The 14,563-nt window shown below is 35.7% G+C and carries 16 protein-coding genes; all 16 read right to left on the bottom strand.

Annotated elements, in window-relative coordinates:
- Window positions 1–63: 63 nt before the first annotated feature.
- The 16 genes from fliS to AC4BC7_RS09180 all read right to left on the bottom strand — a co-directional run bounded on the left by fliS (window position 64) and on the right by AC4BC7_RS09180 (window position 14,555).
- On the bottom strand, window positions 64–441 hold the full coding sequence (gene fliS / locus AC4BC7_RS09105) for a flagellar export chaperone FliS (protein ID WP_490502688.1): 378 nt from the start codon (window positions 439–441) through the stop codon (window positions 64–66).
- A 13-nt stretch (window positions 442–454) separates the two neighbouring features.
- Window positions 455–778 (bottom strand): hypothetical protein, encoded by a 324-nt coding sequence (locus tag AC4BC7_RS09110; protein WP_207942422.1) that lies wholly within the window; start codon window positions 776–778, stop codon window positions 455–457.
- Window positions 778–2,199: a flagellar filament capping protein FliD gene (gene fliD, locus AC4BC7_RS09115; RefSeq protein ID WP_490502689.1), complete on the bottom strand. Its 1,422-nt coding sequence runs from the start codon at window positions 2,197–2,199 to the stop codon at window positions 778–780. Before fliD ends, AC4BC7_RS09110 begins: the two co-directional genes overlap by 1 nt.
- A 123-nt stretch (window positions 2,200–2,322) precedes the next feature.
- The gene (locus tag AC4BC7_RS09120; RefSeq protein ID WP_207942424.1) at window positions 2,323–3,621 is read right to left on the bottom strand and encodes a flagellin N-terminal helical domain-containing protein; all 1,299 of its coding nucleotides are present in this window, start codon (window positions 3,619–3,621) and stop codon (window positions 2,323–2,325) included.
- Between the two features lie 264 nt (window positions 3,622–3,885).
- Window positions 3,886–4,854 (bottom strand): flagellar hook-associated protein FlgL, encoded by a 969-nt coding sequence (gene flgL / locus AC4BC7_RS09125; protein WP_490502690.1) that lies wholly within the window; start codon window positions 4,852–4,854, stop codon window positions 3,886–3,888.
- Between the two features lie 4 nt (window positions 4,855–4,858).
- Complete coding sequence (gene flgK, locus AC4BC7_RS09130) at window positions 4,859–6,313, bottom strand: flagellar hook-associated protein FlgK (protein ID WP_490502691.1); 1,455 nt, start codon at window positions 6,311–6,313, stop codon at window positions 4,859–4,861.
- A gap of 12 nt (window positions 6,314–6,325) precedes the next feature.
- Complete coding sequence (locus tag AC4BC7_RS09135) at window positions 6,326–6,694, bottom strand: flagellar protein FlgN (RefSeq protein WP_207942427.1); 369 nt, start codon at window positions 6,692–6,694, stop codon at window positions 6,326–6,328.
- A gap of 3 nt (window positions 6,695–6,697) precedes the next feature.
- Complete coding sequence (flgM, locus tag AC4BC7_RS09140; RefSeq protein ID WP_207942428.1) at window positions 6,698–6,991, bottom strand: flagellar biosynthesis anti-sigma factor FlgM; 294 nt, start codon at window positions 6,989–6,991, stop codon at window positions 6,698–6,700.
- 95 nt (window positions 6,992–7,086) lie between these two features.
- On the bottom strand, window positions 7,087–8,232 hold the full coding sequence (fliY, locus tag AC4BC7_RS09145) for a flagellar motor switch phosphatase FliY (RefSeq protein ID WP_490502692.1): 1,146 nt from the start codon (window positions 8,230–8,232) through the stop codon (window positions 7,087–7,089).
- Window positions 8,229–9,245 carry a flagellar motor switch protein FliM gene (fliM, locus tag AC4BC7_RS09150; RefSeq protein WP_207942430.1) on the bottom strand — a complete coding sequence of 339 codons (1,017 nt, stop codon included), beginning with the start codon at window positions 9,243–9,245 and terminating at the stop codon, window positions 8,229–8,231. Before fliM ends, fliY begins: the two co-directional genes overlap by 4 nt.
- A gap of 13 nt (window positions 9,246–9,258) precedes the next feature.
- Complete coding sequence (locus AC4BC7_RS09155) at window positions 9,259–9,654, bottom strand: chemotaxis protein CheW (RefSeq protein WP_207942431.1); 396 nt, start codon at window positions 9,652–9,654, stop codon at window positions 9,259–9,261.
- A 17-nt stretch (window positions 9,655–9,671) separates the two neighbouring features.
- Entirely contained in the window at window positions 9,672–10,034 is a 363-nt protein-coding gene (locus tag AC4BC7_RS09160) for a response regulator (RefSeq protein WP_207942432.1), read from the bottom strand.
- Window positions 10,035–10,048: 14 nt separating this feature from the next.
- Complete coding sequence (locus AC4BC7_RS09165) at window positions 10,049–10,636, bottom strand: chemotaxis protein CheC (RefSeq protein ID WP_207942433.1); 588 nt, start codon at window positions 10,634–10,636, stop codon at window positions 10,049–10,051.
- A gap of 3 nt (window positions 10,637–10,639) precedes the next feature.
- Window positions 10,640–12,739 (bottom strand): chemotaxis protein CheW, encoded by a 2,100-nt coding sequence (locus AC4BC7_RS09170; protein WP_207942434.1) that lies wholly within the window; start codon window positions 12,737–12,739, stop codon window positions 10,640–10,642.
- 20 nt (window positions 12,740–12,759) lie between these two features.
- Window positions 12,760–13,530, bottom strand: a complete 771-nt coding sequence (locus tag AC4BC7_RS09175) for a CheR family methyltransferase (protein ID WP_207942435.1) — start codon at window positions 13,528–13,530, stop codon at window positions 12,760–12,762.
- A 5-nt stretch (window positions 13,531–13,535) separates the two neighbouring features.
- The gene (locus tag AC4BC7_RS09180) at window positions 13,536–14,555 is read right to left on the bottom strand and encodes a protein-glutamate methylesterase/protein-glutamine glutaminase (protein WP_207942436.1); all 1,020 of its coding nucleotides are present in this window, start codon (window positions 14,553–14,555) and stop codon (window positions 13,536–13,538) included.
- Window positions 14,556–14,563: the final 8 nt, after the last annotated feature.

Genomic DNA, 14,563 nt, shown 5'->3' on the forward strand with positions numbered 1-14,563 from the left:
GGGGAATGAAAAAATCAGTAACTTCTGCCAAATTTTCTTGAAACAGAACCTACTGATTTTTAATTATTTTACTTCTGAAATTTGTTTCCATGCATCCAATAATTCGGTTAATAATTTTTGGACTTCATCCATTGCTTCTGTATCACGATCCACATTCGCAATCACTAAACGTTGATACATATATTCATACAGTTGAATTAGCTCTTGTGGAATCGGACTCTCGATTTCTTCATTAATTGAATAGCGTAATTCCATCACAATATCTTGAGCTTTAAGCAAATTTTCACCCATTTGCGCTAATTTTCCTGTTTCTAATGCTAATTTTGCAATACGAATTTTTTTAATCGCGCCTTCTAAAAGCATCTCAATTAATTTATTGGGTGAAGCACTCATCACTTGTGTTTTCAAATAATTTTCTTGCATAGCTTGTGCTTGATACATTCTCTTTTCTCCTTCAATAATAAAATTCATAATCAGGTGATACAGGTTGGGTATAGGCATTACGTTTAGTAGTTCGCTGATTTAATTGCGACATTTCTTTGGCGATTTCTTCTTTTTGTGTTTTCATGCGTAGCAGTAGTTCTTGATATTTAAGTATGACACGATTTGCTAAATTTTCATTTGCACGAAATCCCGCTGTCGATTGCGCTAAAGCAGTCAATTTTTGATCACATTGTTCTAATAGAGTTTCCATTTGATCAATTTCGCCATTCCATTTATCCATCTGTTCTAATAAATACATTAACACTTCTTTGACAAGGCGTTCATCATTCTTCATTATTTTCCACCATTAAATGATTCCACTTGACTAACCAACCATGACATTTGTTCTTCCGCCTGCATCATCGCTTGGTCTAAACGAGTAAACATATCCACATACCTAGCTTTCTTTTGCTCCAAGATCGTATCTAAACGTGTAATTTGTTTATTTAAATCTTTAATACTTGCTTCGTAAGATTCAAATTTTGTTGCTAAAACCCCTTTATTATCGCTTTTTTCTGATAAATATTTATCGGCAATCTCTTTTAAAGCAACTGAGTAACCACTTGTTTTGGTTGTTTCTCCTGTTTTTTCTGATTTGAAAAAGAAATCTTTGACCGCATCTGGATCTTTAGCCAATAATTCATCAAATTTCTTTTCATCTAAGGCTAAGGTTCCTTGGCGATCAGTAATCGAAATCCCCAAATCTCCAGCTTTCAACCCACCACCGGAAGTATACGGTGGTGCAACCATATTACGTAATTCTGTTTGTAGACGAATTAATGTGCTATCTCCTGCTAAAGCACCTGCATCCGTGTTGTTATCTGAACTCGGATCACCAACTTTTAATTTGTCACTAATTAAAGACATTAAACTATTGTATTGTGTGACAAAATCTTTAACCGCAGTTTTAATTTTTGATGTGTCATTGGTTAGCGTGAGAGAAACATTTTTCTCTTCTTCAGTTTGCTGAAGCAATTCAAATGTTACACCTTCGATAACATCATCGATTGTATTTGACTGGCGTTTAATTTCAATCCCATTCAATACAAATTCAGCATCTTTTCCTTGTGTGAAAGTAGCCTCTGTTTCTGATAATCCTAAAGCATTTTTGACGTTTCCTTCTACAGTAAAGGTACGATCACCAGTTTTTTTATCTTCTAAAACTAAACGATTATCAACAATTGTTGCAGTAATATTGGAATTTTTTGTTTCTTTATTAATTTTTGTTGCTATGTCTTTTAAGCTATCTAAAGAATCAATATCAAAAGTAAATTCTTTTGCTACTCCATTTTCATCTAATTCTGCTGTTTTAATTGTTAATGCCCCAGACGCTAACAAGGAGGTATCATTCGTTGCTAATTTTGCACCCGTTAAACTAGAGAATGTCGCTAATTGCTTAACTTGAACAGAATATTTTCCTTCTCCAGCTGCTGCCGTACCTGAAATTTTAACGCTTTTATCATCAGAAGAAGTGGCCTTTTTCGTTTGAAACGTATCTAATTTTTGTAAATCCTCTGTTTTTTTCAAAAAATTTGTTAAACGAGTTTTAATATCACTCCAAGCAGTTTTTTCTTTTTGAATACCTTCAATTCGATTTTGTGCACGTAGTTTTGGAATCGCATCACCTTGCAATAACTGATCAATTTGATCGGCACCTATGCCAGAATATTGCCCTAAAATACTACTAATTCCTGATGCACCTGTAATACTTGCCATATTCGATCCCTTCTTTCTTCTATGTAATCTTCACTTCATATATATTATCGGTAAGAATCAGAACAAATTTAAGTAGAAAATAAAAAAGAATCGACTTTCGCCGATTCTTTATAAAACAGAATATTAACCTTGTAATAAGCCTAATACGCTGTTTGGCATAGCATTTGCTTGAGATAACATTGAAGTAGCTGCTTGAGAAAGGATGTTATTCTTCGTGAAATTCATCATTTCTTCCGCCATATCAACGTCACGGATACGTGAGTTCGCTTCAGATAAGTTTTCTTGAGTTGTTGTTAAGTTTTTAACTGTATGAGATAGACGGTTTTGCGCCGCACCTAAGTCAGAACGTTGTGCTGAAACAGATTTAATTGCCGCATCGATATCAGCAATCGCATCTGAAGCATTTTTACGACCAACTTCGTCTAATTCTAAAGCTTTTACTGTTTCTAAATCAGCTTCTGCAGTTTTTACAGCATCTTCAAATGGAGTAATTCCTGCTTCTTTTGCTTTTGTTGCTGATACTAAGTCTTTCTGTGCAGCTCTTTCAGTAGCATCTAAAGCTTCAAAATCTAAAGCAGCAAACGCAGATTTAATCACTGATCCATTTTGTGAAGATGTAAAATCAATTCCTGCAGCTTCTAAAGCATCCGCCTCGTTAGCTCCAATTACTGCTGCCACTGCAGCTTTATCCGCATAAGCATCTCCATTTACAAGAGCACTAACATCAACATTTCTTGCACTTGCTGCTAATTTAGCTGTGTCATGAGCAGTACCAGCATCAGTAGCAGCAGTATCTAAAGTTGCTTGATCAAAATTAATTACAGCTAATTTTGCATCAGTAACTTTTTGTCGTGCATCGTCAACTCTGGCATTTCCTACAAGGATATCTTCATCACCAAATAAAGAAGTTTTAGATAAACCTAAGTTTTCAGAATCCATTTTACCAATTGTTACTGACATTGTTTGTCCGCCATTAGCACCAATTTGAAAAGTAAAATTTTGATCTTTTGTATTTAATAGTTTTTTCGTATTGAACTCAGTAGTATCTGAAATACGAGTGATTTCTGTTTTCAATGCTTCAAATTCTTTATTGATTTCACCACGGTCATCTTGACTTAAAGTTCCGTTAGCACCTTGGTTAGCTAAATCGCGCATACGACCTAAGATTGCATGTGTTTCATTTAAAGCACCTTCAGCTGTTTGAATTAAAGAGACACCGTCTTGTGCGTTACGTACCGCTTGTTTCAAACCGCCTACTTGGCCTTTCATTTTTTCAGAGATTGCTAACCCAGCAGCATCGTCTCCAGCTTTGTTAATACGTAAACCTGATGATAATTTTGATAATGATTCACTTTTTGCAGCATTTGCATTAGTCAAACGACCATAAGTGTTCATTGCAGAGATATTTGTATTAATTCTCATTCTTATTTCCTCCTAATTGGCATTCATCTTTTGTTAAGGTTTCCCCTCTGTTATATAGTATCGGCAGTTTCTATTTAGAGTTAATAGCTTCTTCGCAATTTTTCTAAAAAATACCAACTTTTTTCACCTATCTAAACACAGGTTCATCCCCTGTTATTATGTATCGGAAGGTAATTAGCTTTTTTAAGAGAAAAATGAGGATTTTTTTTTTAAATTCAGAAATTTTTTTGAAATAAAAAAGAGCTCGCACACGGCTCGCTCTTTTTAACGGACATAATCCAAAATTGTTGTTTGCATAATCTTCGTGCCCATAGCCATCGTTGTTTGATAGGCTAACATTTGATTTTGATACTCCATATATTTTTCTGCAATATCAACATCTTGTCGTTCAGATAGAGCGCTTGTTAAATTAACTTTATCTGATTCATTACGTTGTTGTGCAGATTCTAAGCGATTATCGACTGCCCCAATTTTAGTACGGAAATTGACAATGTTGTCACTAAATGTATCGATTTGTTTCATAAAATCTTCCGCAAAAATTTTTAAATCAGCATCATTACCAGCAGGTGGTGGTGGTGTTTGATTGGTTTCGCCTAAATAAATGTTCATTTGATTAATGACATCACCAAAAAAGTCATTCAAACTTTCTCCGTCTACACTCATCATCGCGTTGCCATTAGTAGGGACGTCAATCGTCACATTATCTGCAATTTCACGAGAAATATCCACTGTTGACCCATTGTAAGAAATTCCTACCACTTCACTTTGAGGATCTGCTGGATTACTTCTAACAACTGCAAAGGGTGGTTCAGTTGTGTTTTGCCCACCAAAAATATACCGTCCATCAAAATTGGTATTCAACGCTTCCACAATTCCTTGAATTTCTTGTTGGATTTCATTTTTATTTGCACGAACCGCATCAGCATCTTTCGTTCCTGAACCTGTTGATTGAATTAAATCTCGAATACGACGCATTGAATCTCCAACATTCGATAATGCACTATCTTGTGTTTGCACCCAAGAACGAGTATCTTTAATTTCTTGGTTAAATGTTGCATTACGAGATAATGACACATTTAAGTTCATAATTTTAGAAACCAATAGTGGATTATCTGATGATTGGCTCACTTCTTTTAAGCTTGATAATTGATTTAATGTTTTTTGAACTTTTGAGGCGTTGGCGCCTAAGTTTTTGATAAAATCGTTATATGTGACATTTGTTGAAACTCGCATGGTCCTACGCTCCTGTTCTGTTGATTAAAGTATCAAGCATATCTGAAATTGTTTGAATAACACGTGCATTTGCTTGAAATGCTTGTGAAAAACGGATAACATCCGAAACTTCCTCATTCAAGTTTACACCAGAGATTGATTCATTTTTATATTCTAATTGATTTAATACTGTAAGTTGAGATGCTGCAATATTATCTGCTTGTTGTTTGGAAATTCCGTTTTTCGTGACAATATTATTGTAGCGTTCAGAAAACGTCATTTGATCGCCGGTATCTTTTGTATTAAACAGTTTTTCGATATCTTTGGCCAATGAACCATCTCCTGGAGCGGGAGTAGCTCCTTTTCCAGTTTTCAACGTAGCCGGATTCTCTTGTAAAGATTGTGTCACTTTGATATTTTCTAAGACTTTTGTAGAATCTGTTCCTAAATCAAAGAAGTCAATTCCTGCTTCATTGCGATAAGCGGTATTAATCGTCTCGGCAAATTTAGTGACGAACGTATTTAATTCTTCTAAACGAACATCAATTTCTTTACTGGCTGCTTGGAAACCACCAATCTCTCCTTCATTGACATCCACCGCCTTGAAAGCTGGCTCGGTTGGTGTATATCCTTCAATAACAATAGTTCCTACTGGTAAATTACTCGTAAAAGTTACTTTATTATTGGCATCGCCACCCACAGAAATTGTATTTTCAGCAGAAACGACACTAATTTTTTTATGTCCATTAATATCTAAAACAGTTTCACCGCTTTTTCCACCAATCTTTAACTCTGATACACGTCCATAGCTATCGAAAGTGGTAGAAATATCTGCTAATCCAGCGATGTCTTTTAACAAAGAATCACGGGTATCTAATAAGTCATTAGGTACATTTCCATTTGAAGAAATCGAAAAAATTTGGTCATTTAGAATGGATAGCTGTTCTAATTTCTCATTGAAATCCATCGCACCTTTTTCAATATTGCTAGTAACTTCTCCTTTTAACTGAGAAATTTGCCCTGCCATTTCGCGAACCATGTCGGCAAAAGAAGCGGAATTTTCAATAACTAAAGATTTGGAAGTAACTAATTCTGGATTACTGCCTAATTTAGACCACGCATCATACATCACCGATAATTGATTGATAACTCCTGTTTCAGAAGGTTCATTCATAAAATGTTCCAATTGTCCCAAGGCATCTGATTTTTGTTCATACATACGGAATTTTGAATACGCATCACGCGTTTGATTTCGGATAAAAGGATCCACAATACGATCCACACTTGATGCAGAAACACCCATCCCAATTGCTCCGACGCCTGTCATATAATAAGGACGTTCTGTTGTCATATGTACGCGTTGGCGTGAATAACCGTCTGTATTTGTATTCGCTATATTATGTCCACTTGTTTGTAAGGCTGTCTGATTGGCATTCATCCCGCGTGTTGCGGTGCCTAACATCCCGAATAAACCTGTCATCGCGTGTTCCTCCTAAAATTCTGTATCTACAAGGCTTGTTGGTGCTTGTTGTTGATAAGGTGTGTTTGGTGACTTTGAATAGGTCTGTTTGGTTGCTGATTGCATGGTATCTTTAACGGCTTGCATCAATACCTCTTGGTAACTGATTGCCTGTTTGGTTAGCAGCAAATTCTCTTCTTGTTGAAATTGAATTTGCTGAATTAACTCACGCATCTTATCTGTCACTTCACCAGTATAAGCATTAAATAGTGGAACAAACGCTTCTTTTTTTCCCACTAATTCTTCTAGTTTCTCAGATTGTCCCTTGATAAGGTAATTTTTTTCTTTTTTTAATAAATTAAAAAATGTTACTAATTTACGTTCAAATTCAGTCGTTGTCATAGATTAGTCCTTTGCTGTTTTCATTGCTTGTACCATACTTGTCGCAATTTCTTCGGCAGACACTTGATAGGTTCCTTCTTGAATCGCTTTTTTCAATGCAGCTACTTTCTCCGAACGAGCAGTTTCTGCTTTTTCGTTCGCTTGCGTTTGTCGAATTTTTTGTGTCGTCTCAGACAAATCAATATTATCCTTAGCTGCAGGAATTGCTTTTGATTGGCTATAAGCTGTCTCGGCCTGCTTTTTTTTCGACTGTAGTATATGTTCTTTATATTCGCCATAACCTCTTTCGATTTTCATACAGAGCCCTCCTTTGTCGTTCTTTTTATTCTCTGTTATATATTATCGGATAAAAACAAAAAAAGTTAAACGGATTCGCTTAACTTTTTTTATTTTTAGTTTAAATGATGCAATCGTTGTTTTGGCGATAAGATATTAGTTATACGGACACCAAAGTTTTCGTTAATTACGACAACTTCTCCAGTAGCTATAAGTTTACCATTCACTAAAATTTCTAATGGCTCATCTGTTAGCTTATCTAATTCAACAACAGAACCTGTGTTTAAAGATAAAATCTCTTTAATAGATTTTTTACTCTTACCTAAAATTACACTTAAATCCAATGGTACATCTAAAATCAAGTCTAAATTATCACCATCCACGCTTGGTCTTGCAGTTAGTGGTTGAAATTCTGCTTGATTTATTTCTACTTTACGCTGGGTTTGTTGCGTTGATTGTTGCCATTGTGGTTCTGGTTCTGGTTCTGGTTGTGCTTGCTGAATGGGTTGTGACGGTTGTGTTTGCACTGGCTGTGGCTCTGGTTGAACAACTTTTTTCTCAACTTCAGGTACAGGTTGACGTAAGTCTTCTGCTTGATCAGCCAACATGGCTTCCATAATTTCGTTGACTACCTCATTTGTAAAGATTTGCATAATTTCACTTTCAATAACGCCCTCGACATTTAATGAAAAGGAGATACGATAAATATCTTCATCTGAAACGATTCCGTCATAATCAATCGCTGCCTCATTTTCCCATAAGTTTACAACAGGGGGTAAAATATCAACTTTACGATTAATCATGGTTGCCATCGAAGTAGATGCAGAGCCAATCATTTGGTTCATCGCTTCAGCTACAGCGCTTAATTCCAATTCAGTAAACTGGGTATTTTTAGGCTCACCCTCGCCACCCATCATTAAATCAGCAATAATAATCGCATCGCTAACTTCTAATAGCATCAAGTTCGTGCCATATAATCCTTCTTTAAACTCAACAGTGGTTGAAACTTTGGGTGCGGCTAACCCTTTTAAAATTTCCCCAAATTTTACTTTTGCAACACGTGGTGTAGTAATCATCACGCGTCGATTTAGGATAGAAGACAATGTTGTCGCTGCTTGAGACATCGAAATATTGCCTACTTCACCAATAATATCAAACTTATCTTGCTCTGTTAATGAATTATCCGACTCACTTGCTTGAGTAGGAATAGAACCTCCATTTAACATTGCATCGATTTCTTCTTGTGACAGACTTTCACTCATTCGTTCTGATCTCCTTCCAATTTATCTATTAATTCAATTGCATATTGGTCACCTTTCTTACCTGGAATTACGCGATAGAAAGGTTTTCCTTCAATAAATGTATCTAATGGGTCAGTGATTTTACGGTCTAATTTAATCACGTCACCTGGTACCAAGTGAAGGAAATCAGAAAGACTCATTTGAGCCTCTCCTAAAAGAACTTCTAGCTCTAAGTCAACACCGTTCAAACTCTTTTGTAATTCATCAGAATCTTCTTGGCTCGATGTTTTATTCGAATCAAACCAGTTACGGAAACTCAATTTATCAACAATACCTTCAAAGAAAACATATGGAATACAAATGTTAATAAATGTTTGCACTTTAAAAATTTTCACAGTAAAGGTAACTAACACAACAGGTTCATTTGGAGACATATTTTGCAACAATTGGGGGTTTGTATCCATTCCTCCTAGTACAGTTGATAGATTAACAATATCCTTCCAAGAATGCTCAAAGGCGGACGTCAATTGAGACATAATTTCTTCTAAAATTGCTAATTCAATATCTGTAAAAGACTTCTTATCTGCCAAATTTTCTTCTGCATTTTCTCCTTGTTGTTGATGGATTTCTGTTCCACCACACAACAATTCGACCAACAACATACACAGCTGCGGATTCATCTCAATGATTTGAATCCCATTCATCGGTTCTGATTGTAACAAGCCTAATAATGTAAATTTAGGAATTGAATGGATAAACTCCTCATAACTGATTTGTTCGATTGCTGCCAACTGAAAGGCTGCATTCGTTCTTAACTGTGTCGATAACGCATTACTTCCCATTTTCGAAAAGTCTTCAAAAATCATATACAATGTATTGATATATTCTTTTGAAAGCTTGGTTGGTCTTCGAAAATCGTAATTCTTAATCTTGGATTGTTCGTTTTCTATTTCAACTGTTTCTTGAGTAATCTCACCACTGCTCATGGCACTTAACAGATTATCAATCTCTTGTTGCGACAATACCTGATCCAATTCAATCCCCCATTTACTCAAAAATCATGTGATTTACTTGAATCACATTTGCTACCTTATCTGGGAATGATACAATACCTGAATAGTATTCATATCCATCCTCATCCGTTAACTGAATATCATCTGCTTCAATATCTACAACTTCAACTACTTCTTCAATCAGCAAGCCTTTTTTCTCTTCGTTTTGCTTCATGATTAAAATATTTCGGTTGGTTTCTGCGGAAGGAACGCCAATTAATTGTGATAGATTTACCACTGTTAATACCGTTCCTCGTAAATTAATCAATCCTTCTACCCAATGCGGTGCCAAAGGAACTTTCGTAATGCGAATTGTATCGATTACTTCTTCCACAGCATCTGCTGAGATGAGAAAGTTTTGATGATTCATTTTAAATAGAATCATTTGCATCTTGGTCCATCTCCTTTTTAAGAAAGAGCTTTATCTACAGCTTTGATGACACGATCTGTATCGAATGGTTTAACGATAAAATCAACTGCTCCAGCACGGATAGCATCCATTACCATACCTTGTTGCCCCATCGCACTACACATAACAACTTTAGCTGCTCCATCCACTTCACGAATCATTTTCAATGCCTCTAAACCATCTACTTCTGGCATTGTAATGTCCATCGTTACTAAGTCTGGTTTTACTGCTTGATATTTTTCGAAAGCTTCTTGCCCATTTTGTGCTTCGCCAACTACTTCATAGCCATTTTTTTCCAAAATATCTTTTAATTTCATACGCATAAATACCGCGTCATCTACAATTAATATTTTTTTTGCCATTTACTCTTCTCTCCTCAAATTCCTAAAGTTGTTAAAAATTTTTCAATAACGCCTTCTTCTGGTATAAAAAACAAAGACGCGTCTAATTTATCTGCATCGTACGTAAACTCATTACGAATAACCATAATTTGATCATCAAACTGATTTAATTCCATGTAAATACTACTAATAATCGCACCAAAATAATCATATTGTATCATAGGTAAAGATGAAAGCAATTGATTATTTAAAAAACTACCAATCGCACCTAAAAAAGAATTCGAAACGATATTCGTCAGCTCATTCACAGCAGAATGTTTGACTTCATCATTAAAATCAGTAGTTCCTATCATAAATTCAGTCATTTTATCTGCAGCTGAGTTTGTTAACACAAATAAAAATACGCCACGGACATCACCTAAAATTTGACTAACTACCGCATACACTTCTTCATTTTCTGATAAAATTTGTTCATAAAGTTTGTCATAACTTAAAATTTCAACTTCAGGTACACGCATATCTATCGTGCGGTTAACCATCATGGAGATGCTCGTTGCTGCATGACCACCGCCGATATTGATAATTTCTCTTAATCCATCTAATTGTAAATCTGTATAAGCCATCTGTTATTTCCTCTGATCATGACAAATCGCATTGATATCTAGGATAAGGGCAATGGAGCCATCTCCTAATATCGTTGCGCCTTGATACTTTCTAATTTGTTGTAAGATATTATCAATTTTCTTAATTACAATTTCTTGTTGCCCGATTAATTCATCCGATAAAATACCGTAATAACGTTGATCGATATTCACAATGATGGCATAGTGTTTACCTGTGTGATTCGTTTCGACTCCTAATAATTCATTCGTGCGAATAATCGGGATCATTTCCCCTTGGAATTCATAAACTTCCTCGTTCAATGTTTCTTCGATTTCTGCTTCGCGAATCATTACGACACGTTCCACAATATCTAATGGAATAGCAAAATTTTCATTTCCTATTCGAACCATTAATGCTTCGATAATGGACAAGGTCAATGGCAGTTTGATAATAAAAAGCGTACCTACATTGACTTGGCTACGTAGTTCTATCGTTCCACCCAATGAAGTGATTTTCGATTTTACAACATCCATGCCTACCCCGCGACCAGAAATATTGGTGACTTCTTTAGCTGTTGAGAAACCTGGATGGAAAATTAATTGTTGAATTTCTTCATCATTTAACCCATCTATAGATATCCCTTTTCTTTCAGCGCTTGCACCAATGACTGCTGGATCCAACCCTTTTCCGTCATCTTCAATCGTAATCATGACTTGATTTCCTTCTTGAAATGCAGACAAGCGAATGGTTCCTTTACGTTCTTTGCCTAAACGCTCCCGCTCTTCTGGCAGCTCAATTCCATGATCGACTGAGTTTCTTAATAAATGAACAAGGGGTTCACTCAATTCAGAAACAACTGTTTTATCTAGCTCTGTTTCTTCCCCCGTAATAATTAAATCCATTTCTTTGTTTAATTCGTTGGACAAATCGCGGACCATTCGTGGGAAACGGCTAAACACAACTTTGACTTGCTGCATACGAATCTTCAAAACTAAATCTTGTAATTCTGAAGTTAAACGAGAAACTTGCTCAAGTGATTCTTTAATATCTGCTATATTGGCACGAGTGCTTACTTCTTCTAATTGGTTACGATAAACCACTAGTTCCGAAACAAGATTTAAAAATAAATCTAAACGTGATAAATCAACCCGAATTGATTGATTATTATTGTTGTTATGGTGTTGTTGCGCAGGTTTATTCGTTGTTTCCGTTTTTGGCTCATTCACTACAGTAGGCTCTACTGCTTTTTCCACTGTTTCTTCATCCACTGTTGCTACTTGAACAATTTCTACGTCTTCAACTGGTAGTGGTTCAAATAGTTGTGCTCCTAGAATATGACGTGTCTCATCAAAATGTTCCACTTTGACTTCTTCCACTTCGCTATTTCCCATTAGATTTTCTAACACACGTTCTGACTCATTTTTCGTTAGATAAATAACGTGGAAATCCGAATCAAAATCACCTTCTTCTAGTGCTTCAGTAGTCGGTTCCGTATGGAGAATATCGCCTTCTTGTTCTAATTTTTCCATTATTAAAAAGGCACGAGGTCCTTTCAACAAGGAATCTTCTTCTAGACGAACAGAGATACTATACGATTGATAATCATCGTTAATTGCACTTTTAATAACATGCAAATCACTATCTTCCAATTGTCTAAAGCCCACAACTAAATCATTTGCTTGAGGAACATCGACAACGACATCTGTAGGTTCTGATTCTTGAGTTGATTCTTGAATTGAGCCTTGTTCAACTATATTTAATTCCGCTAATAAACCTTCAATTGATTCATGCGTTAACTCTTTTTCTTCACGTAAATCTTCGACTAAGCTAGATAACTTATCCAAACAACGAAAAACTAATGAGATTGAACTACTTGTTACATCAACCGAACCTTCTTTGAATTTTTCAAAGATATTTTCCATTTTATGAGTTAATTCGGTCATCACATCATAGCCCATCGTTGCTGCCATCCCTTTTAAGGTATGAGCTGAACGAAAGATTTCATTCAATAGGCTGGCATCATTGGGATTACTTTCTAATTCCAATACATTGTCATTTAACTGTTGTAGATGGTCATCTGTTTCTTCGAAGAATAGTGTACGATAAATACTGTTATCATCCACGACTTCTTCCACTCCTAATTCTACATTTTTTGATAAATAAACGAATCAATTTTTTTCAATCCAAATTTCTCTGAAAAATTGATTGTTTCTGTTGCTCCTGTAAATAGAATGCCTCCAGGTAGTAGTGACTCGCTAAATTTGCGATACACTTCATCACGCGCATCATTTTTAAAATAAATGGTGACATTTCGACAAACAATGATGTGACATTTATCTTCGTAACGATCTTTTAACAAATCATGCTTTTTGAACATTACTTGTCGTTTAATTGGATCTTTTAATTGATATTGCTCATTAGCAAGTTTATTGAAATATAAATCGCGATCAACCGTTGGAATATTCTTAATTTCATTGGGTTTATAGGTGGCGTCTTTTGCTTTTTGGAGAATTGTCCGATCAATATCTGTTGCAATAATTTTTGCAGTTTGAATTTTATTTTTTTGTAAAATCATCGCTAACGTATAGGGTTCAGCACCTATCGAACATGCTGCACTCCAAATTTTCAAACGTGGAAATTGCTGATTTAATTTGACAAGATTTTTTTCAAACGTATCAAATAAATCTCGGTTACGATAGAATTCTGTCACATTAATGGTAATATGTTCCAAAAATTCTTGTTTCGCTACAGGATCACGTTCTAAAAGTTTTGCATAAGCTTCTAACGTTTTAACTCCACGAGATTCCACAATATTAGCGATTCGTCGTTGCATTTGTTTTTCTTTATATGCATCCAACTGAATGCCTAACTTATCTTTGACCCATTTATTAAAAAATTCAAAATTTAGTTGCATCTAGCTCACCTCACCATTTGTCTTAGTTTCGGACCAATTTCTTCTAAACTTAGAACCTCATTTACTACGCCAGACATAATCGCTTGACGTGGCATCCCAAAAACGACACTTGATTCTTTATCTTGTGCAATGGTGTATCCGCCAAATCGTTGGATTTCGCGCATACCTTCTGCGCCGTCTTTTCCCATTCCTGTCAAAATCACACCAATCAATTCACGGCGGTACACTTGTGCAGCAGATTTAAATAAATAATCAACTGCTGGTCGGGTACCATGAATTTTAGCTTCTTGATTCAGGCTAATTTTACCTTGAGTGATTGTCATATGATAATCTCCTGGACAAAGATACACGCATTTTTCAATTGACATGCCATCTTGTGCTTCTTTGACAGAAACAGCACTTTCATCATCCATTCTCTTCGCAAAAGAAGTGGTAAATCCTTTTGGCATATGTTGGACAATAAAAATCGGTACGTTTAAATTTGCAGGCAAAGATTGACTAATTTTCAAGAGTGCTTTGGGACCACCTGTAGACGCGCCAATCACAATGGCTTGAATACGACTAGGTAATGAGCGTTCTGTAATAGTTGGTGTAGTAGTATCAACTTTTTCAATACGCTCCACGCGTCGTGGCACACGACGATTCTGCGCATGAATACTTTTAATTTTCCCGTAAAATTCACGAATCCACTCATCTTGGATTTCTCTAATGTTTGTCGGTTTCTCAACGAAATCGGCCGCACCTAAAGCTAGTGCTTCAATCGTAATATCTTTATTGGAGAGTGCGCTAAGCATAATTACAGGAAGGTCATACAGACGTTTAATCTCTTTTAATGTGTCTAATCCATTTAAAATTGGCATTTCAACATCTAATAGTACTAAGTCTGGCTGTTTATCTTGTAACAATTTCAACGCATGTTTTCCATTTCTCGCCGCATTAGAGACGTGAATATTTGGCATTTTTTCTAATAAGTCTGTAACAATCTTTCTCATGAATGCAGAATCATCTACTACCAAAATATCCATCTAGTCTC

This window comes from Enterococcus sp. AMC1623 (assembly GCF_058216495.1).

Excerpts from the sequence above, each read along its gene's own strand:
- AC4BC7_RS09165 (WP_207942433.1), bottom strand. The coding sequence starts at position 10,636 with ATGGCTTATACAGATTTACAATTAGATGGATTAAGAGAAATTATCAAT.
- AC4BC7_RS09160 (WP_207942432.1), bottom strand. The coding sequence starts at position 10,034 with ATGGCAAAAAAAATATTAATTGTAGATGACGCGGTATTTATGCGTATG.
- fliS (WP_490502688.1), bottom strand. The coding sequence starts at position 441 with ATGTATCAAGCACAAGCTATGCAAGAAAATTATTTGAAAACACAAGTG.
- fliD (WP_490502689.1), bottom strand. The coding sequence starts at position 2,199 with ATGGCAAGTATTACAGGTGCATCAGGAATTAGTAGTATTTTAGGGCAA.
- AC4BC7_RS09120 (WP_207942424.1), bottom strand. The coding sequence starts at position 3,621 with ATGAGAATTAATACAAATATCTCTGCAATGAACACTTATGGTCGTTTG.
- flgM (WP_207942428.1), bottom strand. The coding sequence starts at position 6,991 with ATGAAAATCGAAAGAGGTTATGGCGAATATAAAGAACATATACTACAG.
- AC4BC7_RS09135 (WP_207942427.1), bottom strand. The coding sequence starts at position 6,694 with ATGACAACGACTGAATTTGAACGTAAATTAGTAACATTTTTTAATTTA.
- AC4BC7_RS09155 (WP_207942431.1), bottom strand. The coding sequence starts at position 9,654 with ATGCAAATGATTCTATTTAAAATGAATCATCAAAACTTTCTCATCTCA.
- AC4BC7_RS09110 (WP_207942422.1), bottom strand. The coding sequence starts at position 778 with ATGAAGAATGATGAACGCCTTGTCAAAGAAGTGTTAATGTATTTATTA.
- AC4BC7_RS09180 (WP_207942436.1), bottom strand. The coding sequence starts at position 14,555 with ATGGATATTTTGGTAGTAGATGATTCTGCATTCATGAGAAAGATTGTT.
- fliY (WP_490502692.1), bottom strand. The coding sequence starts at position 8,232 with ATGAGTGAAAGTCTGTCACAAGAAGAAATCGATGCAATGTTAAATGGA.
- flgL (WP_490502690.1), bottom strand. The coding sequence starts at position 4,854 with ATGCGAGTTTCAACAAATGTCACATATAACGATTTTATCAAAAACTTA.
- AC4BC7_RS09175 (WP_207942435.1), bottom strand. The coding sequence starts at position 13,530 with ATGCAACTAAATTTTGAATTTTTTAATAAATGGGTCAAAGATAAGTTA.
- flgK (WP_490502691.1), bottom strand. The coding sequence starts at position 6,313 with ATGACAGGTTTATTCGGGATGTTAGGCACCGCAACACGCGGGATGAAT.